This window comes from Streptomyces sp. NPDC005483, assembly GCF_040606035.1.
In the GTDB taxonomy this organism is placed as follows: Bacteria; Actinomycetota; Actinomycetes; order Streptomycetales; family Streptomycetaceae; genus Streptomyces.
Genome location: NZ_JBEXEA010000020.1, coordinates 180,141 through 187,909 on the forward strand (window position 1 = coordinate 180,141; position 7,769 = coordinate 187,909).

Genomic DNA, 7,769 nt, shown 5'->3' on the forward strand with positions numbered 1-7,769 from the left:
CTGCCCCCGCCGGCGCCCGCGCGTCGCACCGCCCGCCGGCGGGGGCTCCGCAAGACGCGCAAGGAGATGTGATGAGCCTGCTCCGACAGCAGGGACCCGCGACGGCCGCGCCACCGAGTACCGTCCGCAAAAAGGGACTTCGCTCCCCTGTGACCGGATCGGGCGCGGGCCGCCGGAACGGACGGCAGTCCGCCCACACCCGCCACCAGGCCATGGGCCTGCTGCTGATCACCCCGTTCGGGCTGCTCTTCGCGGCCTTCCTGGTGGCCCCGCTGGCGTACGCCTTCTGGCTGAGCCTGAGGACCTCCACCCTGGTCGGCGGTGACCACTTCAGCTGGTTCGCCAACTACAAGCAGACCTTCACCGACCCGCACTTCACGTCCGGTGTGCGCCGCGTGGTGGTCTTCGGCCTGGTGCAGATCCCGGTCATGCTGGGGCTCGCGCTGCTCGGCGCCCTCATCATCGACGAGGTCGCCGGCAAGCTCGCCAAGGTCTTCCGGATGACGCTGTTCATGCCGTACGCCGTGCCCGCGGTGATCGGCGCCCTGATGTGGGGCTTCCTGTACAGCCCGACCTTCGGCCCGGTGAACTCCCTCAGCCACGCCCTGGGCACCGGGAAGGTCGACCTGCTCGGCCACAGCCTGATGCTGACCTCGCTCGGCAACATCGTGACCTGGCAGTGGACCGGCTACAACATGATCGTCCTGTACGCCGCCCTCCAGGGCCTGCCCCGCGAGGTCTACGAGGCGGCCAAGCTCGACGGCGCCGGCCAGATCCAGACGGCCCTGCGCATCAAGATCCCGATGATCTCCTCGGCCATGGTGCTCACGCTGATGTTCACCATCATCGGCACCCTGCAGTTCTTCACCGAGCCGCGCGTGCTGGAGCCGACGGCGTCCTCCGTGATCACCCCGGACTACACGCCCAACCTCTACGCCTACAACCTCGCCTTCCAGTACTCGGAGTTCAACTACTCCGCCGCCATCTCCTTCTCGCTCGGAGCGGTGGTCTTCATCGGCTCCTACCTCTTCCTGTTCGCCGCACGCAAAAGGAGCGGACTGAAGTGACCACCGCCGCCGCCACCGCCCCCGCCGTCGCCGTCCAGGCGCCCCGCCGTACGTCCTCCGCCCGGGGACGCGTCACCGTCAACGCGGTGATGGTGGCGATGATCCTGTACTTCCTGATGCCGTTCTGGTGGCTGGTCGTCGCCGCCACCAAGGACAACGACGCCCTGTTCTCCACCGCCGCCCTCTGGTTCCACTCGCCGGGCGCCTTCTTCACCAACCTCCAGCAGCTGTTCACCTACAACGACGGCGAGTACCTGCGCTGGATGGGCAACACCGCGATCTACGCGGGCGTCAGCGGTGTCGGCGCGACCGCCGTGGCGACCTTCGCCGGGTACGCCTTCGCCAAGTACCGCTTCCCCGGCCGCAACCTGCTCTTCTCCAGCCTGCTGGGCGCCATCATGGTCCCGGCGACCGCGCTGGCCATCCCCACCTATCTGCTGCTGAGCAAGGTGGCGCTGACCAACACCATGTGGGCGGTCATCCTGCCCTCGCTGCTCAACCCGTTCGGCGTCTACCTGGTCCGGGTCTACGTGCAGGAGTCCCTGCCGGACGAGCTGCTGGAGGCGGCCCGGGTCGACGGGGCGGGCGAGCTGCGGGTGCTGTGGTCGGTGGCGCTGCCGACCCTGAAGCCGGCCCTGGTCACCGTGCTGCTGTTCTCCATGGTCGGCACCTGGAACAACTTCTTCCTGCCGCTGGTCATGCTCAACAACGACAAGCTGTTCCCGCTGACCGTCGGCCTGCAGTCCTGGTACCAGGGAGCGCTCATCCAGTCCGGCGCCAACGCGCTGTTCACCCTCGTCATCGCGGGCTCACTCGTGGCGATCCTCCCGCTGATCGTCGCCTTCCTTCTCCTCCAGCGGTACTGGCGCGGCGGTCTGACCGTCGGAAGCCTCAAGTGAGCCCAGCCCCTCGCCCCTCCCCTTTCGCGCACCTCCCCGGAGCGACCTCCATGCTGCACGCCTCCCTGACCGTCGACCCCGCCTTCCGCGTCGCCGACGTGAGCCCCCGGACCTTCGGCTCGTTCGTCGAGCACATGGGCCGCTGCGTCTACACCGGCATCTACGAACCCGGCCACGCGTCGGCCGACGAGGACGGTCTGCGCCGTGACGTCCTGGACCTGGTGCGCGAGCTGGGTGTGACCGCCGTGCGCTATCCCGGCGGCAACTTCGTCTCCGGCTTCCGCTGGGAGGACAGCGTCGGCCCGGTCGCCGACCGCCCGACCCGCCTCGACCTCGCCTGGCACAGCACCGAGACCAACGCGTTTGGCCTGCACGAGTTCCAGCGCTGGGCCGAGAAGGCCGGCGTCGAGTCGATGATGGCCGTCAACCTCGGCACCCGGGGCGTGGCGGAGGCCCTCGACCTGCTGGAGTACTGCAACCACCCGGGCGGGACCGCCTGGTCGGACCAGCGGATCAAGAACGGCGCCCAGGACCCCTTCGGCATCCGCATGTGGTGCCTGGGCAACGAGCTGGACGGCCCCTGGCAGACCGGCCACAAGACCGCCCAGGAGTACGGCCGTATCGCCGCCGAGACCGCCCGGGCCATGCGCATGGTCGACCCGGCGCTGGAACTGGTCGCGTGCGGCAGCTCCAGCTCCTCGATGCCGACCTTCGGCGCCTGGGAGGCGACCGTCCTGGAGGAGGCGTACGACCAGGTCGACTACATCTCCTGCCACGCCTACTACGAGGAGCTCGACGGCGACCTCGGCAGCTTCCTGGCCTCCGGGGTCGACATGGACCACTTCGTCGAGTCGGTCGTCGCCACCGCCGACCACATCCGGGCGAAGCTGGGCCGGAAGAAGCGGATCAACCTCTCCTTCGACGAGTGGAACGTCTGGTACAACACCCGTTTCGAGGCGCAGGGCAAGCCCACCGACTGGGCCGTGGCGCCCCGGGTGATCGAGGACGAGTACAACGTCGCCGACGCCGTCGTGGTCGGCGGACTGCTGATCAGCCTGCTGCGCAACAGCGACCGGGTCACCGCCGCCTGTCTGGCCCAGCTCGTCAACGTCATCGCCCCGATCCGCAGCGAGCCCGGCGGCCCGAGCTGGCGGCAGACCACCTTCCACCCCTTCGCCCAGGCCGCCCGGCACGCCCGCGGCACGGTCCTGCGGGTGGAGCCGGTCGCGCCGACGTATGAGACGAAACGTTTCGGCGAGGTCTCCGTCGTGGACGCCGTGGCCACCCACGACGGCGACGAGCTCACCGTCTTCGCGATCAACCGGCACCAGAGCGACAACGTCGAACTCACCCTGGACCTGCGCGCGTTCCCCGGTTACGCCCCGGTGGAGCACGCGGTGCTGAGCGACCCTGACGTCCGCGCCACCAACACCCAGGACGACCCCGACCGGGTCCGCCCGTACGCCGCCGACACCGGTTCGCTCACCGACGGACGCCTCACGGTGAGCCTGCCGCCCGTCTCCTGGAACGTCGTCCGGCTGCGTCGCGCCGGCTGACAACTCCCCTCCGACACCCGCCGCTCCTGACTCCCCCCTTTACTCCCGGGAGCGGCGGGCCCCGCACCATCCCCTCTTCGGACATCCCTTGGGAGCCGCCCATGTCCACCACCAGGGAAGGCGCAAGACTCCGCGCCATACCCACCGCTCAGGCGATCACCCTGCTGCTGGCCCTGCTCGCAGCCGCCGTCGCCCTCGTCCTCCCCGCTTCAGGCCAGGCGCACGCGATCTCCCGCGCCTCGCAGACGATGTACACCCCGCCGTCGAACGCCCCGTCGCCCGGCTCGCTCTACCCGCGCGCCATCCGTCTGCAGAACAGCGGATCGTCCAACGGCACCCTGCTCGCCACCTTCGAGCAGTACAGCTCGGGCACCCCCGTCTTCCCGATCTACCGCAGCACGGACAACGGCAACAGCTGGACCCAGATCTCCAGCATCAGCGACACCCACAACGGCTTCGGCAACCGCTACCAGCCGTTCCTGTACGAACTGCCCACCGCCATAGGCAACTTCCCGGCCGGCACGATCCTCGCCGCCGGCAACTCCATCCCGAACGACCTGTCCTCGACCGAACTGGACCTGTACGCCAGCACCGACCACGGCGTCAGCTGGTCGTACGTCAGCTCCATCGCCCAGGGCGGCAAGGCCGACGTCACCAACGGCGAGACCCCGGTGTGGGAGCCGTTCCTGATGGTGTCCGGCTCCAAGCTGATCGTGTACTACTCCGACCAGCGTGACCCCAACCACGCCCAGAAGATCGTCCACCAGACCACCACCGACGGCATCACCTGGTCCTCCGTCGTGGACGACGTGGCCATGCCGACCTACACCAACCGCCCCGGCATGCCGGTCGTCTCGCGACTGCCCAACGGCAACTACGTGATGACGTACGAGTACGGGGGCGCGGCCGAAGCCAACTTCGCGGTCTACTACAAGATCTCCTCCGACCCCGAGGCGTTCGGTTCCGTCACCGGCAACGTCCTGCGATCGACCGACGGGTACGTGCCCACCAGCGCTCCGTACATCACCTGGCTTCCCACCGGCGGTCCCAACGGCACCCTGGCGGTCAGCGCGCAGAGCACCACCGACCTCTTCCTGAACACGCAGAACGGCGCGGCGGGCTCCTGGACGCGCATCGCCTCCACCGTCCCCCGCGGCTACAGCCGCGGGATGGTACCCCTCGCCGACGGCCACAGCCTGCTGATCCTCAGCGCGGGCGTGGTCAGCACCGGTGAGAACCCGGTCACCTACGGCACGATCGACCTGGGCGGAGGCATCTCGGACGGTGCCACCTACACCATGTCCAACGCCAACAGCCACCTGATGCTGGCCATCGCGGGCGGATCCAGCACCAACGGCATCAACGCCACCCAGCAGAACGCCGACAACGCCACCGACCAGCAGTGGAAGTTCGTCCAGCAGACCTCCGGCTACTTCAAGATCTTCAACGTGGCCAGCGGCAAGGTGCTGGGCGTGACCAACCAGTCCACCGCCAACGGCGCCAAGGTCGTGCAGTGGGACGACAACGGCACCCTCGACCACGAGTGGGCGATCGCCCCGAACCAGGCGGGCGGCTTCACCGCCACCAACCGGATCAGCGGCAAGTACCTGGAGATCCCCAGCGCCTCCACCACCGTGGGCACCGCCGCCGGGCAGTGGTCCGACACCGGCTGCGCCTGCCAGCGCTGGAACCTCGCCCAGACCGCGCTGCCCACCCTGTCCACCGGCCAGTACCGCCTGGTCAACAAGAACAGCGGCAAGTTCCTGGAGATCCCCGGGGCCTCCACCACCGCGGGCAAGCAGGCGGGCCAGTGGGTGAACACGGCCAACAACTGCCAGCTGTGGTCCTTCCAGTCGCAGAGCGGCGGGGCGTGGACCGTGAAGAACGTCAACAGCGGTCTGTTCCTCGACAACAACGGCTCGACCTCGGCCGGCGCGGCCGTCGTCCAGAACGCCTCCTCCACCGCGAGCTCCCAGAAGTGGACGCTCACGGACGCGGGCGGCGGCTACTACAAGCTCGTCAACTCCGGCAGCGGCCTGGTGGCGGACGTCGCCTCGGCCTCCACCGCGAACGGCGCGCTGATCGTGCAGTCGGCGGACAACGGCGCCGATGACGAACTGTGGCAGGTCGTGCGGGTCAACTGAACCCGCAGGGGGCCCGGACCCGTCCGGGCCCCGATCTTCTGATCAAGATCCCGAACAGTGTTTGTAATACCGAACAAGAGAGGTGGGCCGCCATGCCCGAGGAACCCTGCGTCGTGGGTGTCGACTTCGGCACCCTGTCCGGCCGCGCCGTCGTCGTCCGCGTCCGCGACGGCGCGGAGCTCGCGTCGGCGGAGCACGTCTACCCGCACGCGGTCCTGGACCGGGAGCTGCCGGACGGCACCCGGCTGCCCCCGGACTGGGCCCTGCAGGTGCCCTCCGACTACGTCGACGTCCTGCGCACCGCCGTACCCGAGGCCCTCGCCCGCGCCTCAGTGGCGCCCGAGCAGGTCGTCGGCATCGGTACCGACTTCACCGCCTGCACGATGGTGCCGACGCTGGCCGACGGCACGCCCCTGTGCGAACTGCCCGAGTACACCGCCCGTCCGCACGCCTACGTCAAGCTGTGGCGCCACCACGCGGCGCAGGGCCAGGCCGACCGGATCAACGCGCTGGCGGAGGAGCGCAAGGAGCCGTGGCTGCCGCGCTACGGCGGCAAGATCTCCTCGGAGTGGGAGTTCGCCAAGGCGCTCCAGGTCCTGGAGGAGGACCCGGAGGTCTACGGCCGCATGGAGCGGTGGGTGGAGGCGGCGGACTGGATCGTGTGGCAGCTCTGCGGCACGTATCTGCGCAACGCCTGCACCGCCGGATACAAGGGCCAGTACCAGGACGGTGTCTACCCGTCCCCCGCCTATCTGGGCGCTCTGCACCCCGACTTCGCCGGTTTCGTCACCGACAAGCTGGATCAGCCGATCGGTCAACTCGGCTCCCCGGCAGGGACGTTGACCGCCGAAGCCGCCGCCTGGACCGGACTGCCCGAGGGCATCACGGTCTGCGTCGGCAACGTCGACGCGCATGTCACCGCCCCGGCGGCAGCGGCCGTGGAGCCCGGCCAGATGGTCGCCATCATGGGCACCTCCACCTGCCACGTCATGAGCTCCGACCAGCTCGGCGCCGTACCCGGCATGTGCGGTGTCGTGGACGGTGGCATCCTGCCGGGCCTGTGGGGCTACGAGGCCGGGCAGAGCGGCGTCGGCGACATCTTCGCCTGGTTCGTCCGCACCGGCTTCCCCGCCGAGTACGCCGAGAAGGCCGCGGCGGCCGGGCAGACCGCGCACGAGTACCTGACCGAACTGGCCGCCCGGCAGCAGGTCGGCGAGCACGGACTCGTGGCCCTCGACTGGCACAGCGGCAACCGCTCGGTGCTGGTCGACCACGACCTCAGCGGCCTGCTGATCGGACAGACGCTCTCCACCCGCCCCGAGGACATCTACCGGGCCCTGCTGGAGGCCACCGCCTTCGGCACCCGCACCATCATCGACGCCTTCGAGTCCGCCGCCGTACCGGTACGGGAACTGATCGTCGCGGGCGGCCTCACCAAGAACGCCCTGCTCATGCAGATCTACGCCGACGTAACCGGCCGCCCGCTGGGCGTCATCGGCTCCACCCAGGGCCCGGCGCTCGGCGCCGCGATGCACGCCGCGGTCGCCGCCGGGGCGTACCCCGACATCCGCGCCGCCGCCCACGCCATGGGCAAGGTCCACCGCGGCCTCTACCTGCCGGACCCCCAGCGGGCCGCGGCCTACGAGCGCCTGTACGCGGAGTACCGGGTGCTGCACGACTACTTCGGCCGCGGCACCAACGACGTCATGCGCCGCCTGCGCCGGCTGCGCGCCGAGGCCTCCGCCTGACCCTCTCGAAAGGAACCCTCATGGAAACCGACACGACCACCCACCCCGACCAGGAGATCTGGTTTCTCACCGGCAGCCAGGGCCTGTACGGCGAGGACGTGCTGCGTCAGGTCGCCAAGCAGTCCAGGAACATCGCCGAGATCCTCGGCGGCCCCGGGAAGATCCCGGTGCGCATCGTGTGGAAGCCGGTCCTGACCGACGCCGAGTCGATCCGCCGGATGTGCCAGGAAGCGTCCGCCTCCGACACCTGCGTGGGGGTGATCGTGTGGATGCACACCTTCTCCCCGGCGAAGATGTGGATCGCCGGACTCAGCGTCCTCGACGTGCCCCTGCTGCATCTGCACACCCAGTACAA

5 protein-coding genes and 1 pseudogene are annotated in these 7,769 nt (G+C 69.4%); all 6 read left to right on the plus strand.

Annotation, left to right across the window (positions count from 1 at the left end):
• Positions 1–71: 71 nt before the first annotated feature.
• The gene (locus ABZT06_RS33585; RefSeq protein WP_355749557.1) at positions 72–1,067 is read left to right on the plus strand and encodes a sugar ABC transporter permease; all 996 of its coding nucleotides are present in this window, start codon (positions 72–74) and stop codon (positions 1,065–1,067) included.
• The gene (locus ABZT06_RS33590; RefSeq protein WP_355749560.1) at positions 1,064–1,966 is read left to right on the plus strand and encodes a carbohydrate ABC transporter permease; all 903 of its coding nucleotides are present in this window, start codon (positions 1,064–1,066) and stop codon (positions 1,964–1,966) included. The genes ABZT06_RS33585 and ABZT06_RS33590 overlap by 4 nt, the downstream gene beginning before the upstream one ends.
• A gap of 50 nt (positions 1,967–2,016) precedes the next feature.
• A complete protein-coding gene (locus ABZT06_RS33595; RefSeq protein ID WP_355749563.1) occupies positions 2,017–3,522 on the plus strand; it encodes an alpha-N-arabinofuranosidase in 1,506 nt (501 codons plus the stop codon).
• Between the two features lie 101 nt (positions 3,523–3,623).
• A complete protein-coding gene (locus tag ABZT06_RS33600) occupies positions 3,624–5,666 on the plus strand; it encodes an RICIN domain-containing protein (RefSeq protein WP_355749566.1) in 2,043 nt (680 codons plus the stop codon).
• A 92-nt stretch (positions 5,667–5,758) separates the two neighbouring features.
• Positions 5,759–7,414, plus strand: a complete 1,656-nt coding sequence (araB, locus tag ABZT06_RS33605; RefSeq protein WP_355749569.1) for a ribulokinase — start codon at positions 5,759–5,761, stop codon at positions 7,412–7,414.
• A gap of 20 nt (positions 7,415–7,434) precedes the next feature.
• Positions 7,435–7,769: pseudogene (locus ABZT06_RS33610) on the plus strand (L-arabinose isomerase); the annotation flags it as partial.

What these genes read in the sequence shown, in the direction of transcription:
- ABZT06_RS33585 (WP_355749557.1), top strand. Translation starts at nt 72, where the DNA reads ATGAGCCTGCTCCGACAGCAGGGACCCGCGACGGCCGCGCCACCGAGT.
- ABZT06_RS33595 (WP_355749563.1), top strand. Translation starts at nt 2,017, where the DNA reads ATGCTGCACGCCTCCCTGACCGTCGACCCCGCCTTCCGCGTCGCCGAC.
- ABZT06_RS33600 (WP_355749566.1), top strand. Translation starts at nt 3,624, where the DNA reads ATGTCCACCACCAGGGAAGGCGCAAGACTCCGCGCCATACCCACCGCT.
- araB (WP_355749569.1), top strand. Translation starts at nt 5,759, where the DNA reads ATGCCCGAGGAACCCTGCGTCGTGGGTGTCGACTTCGGCACCCTGTCC.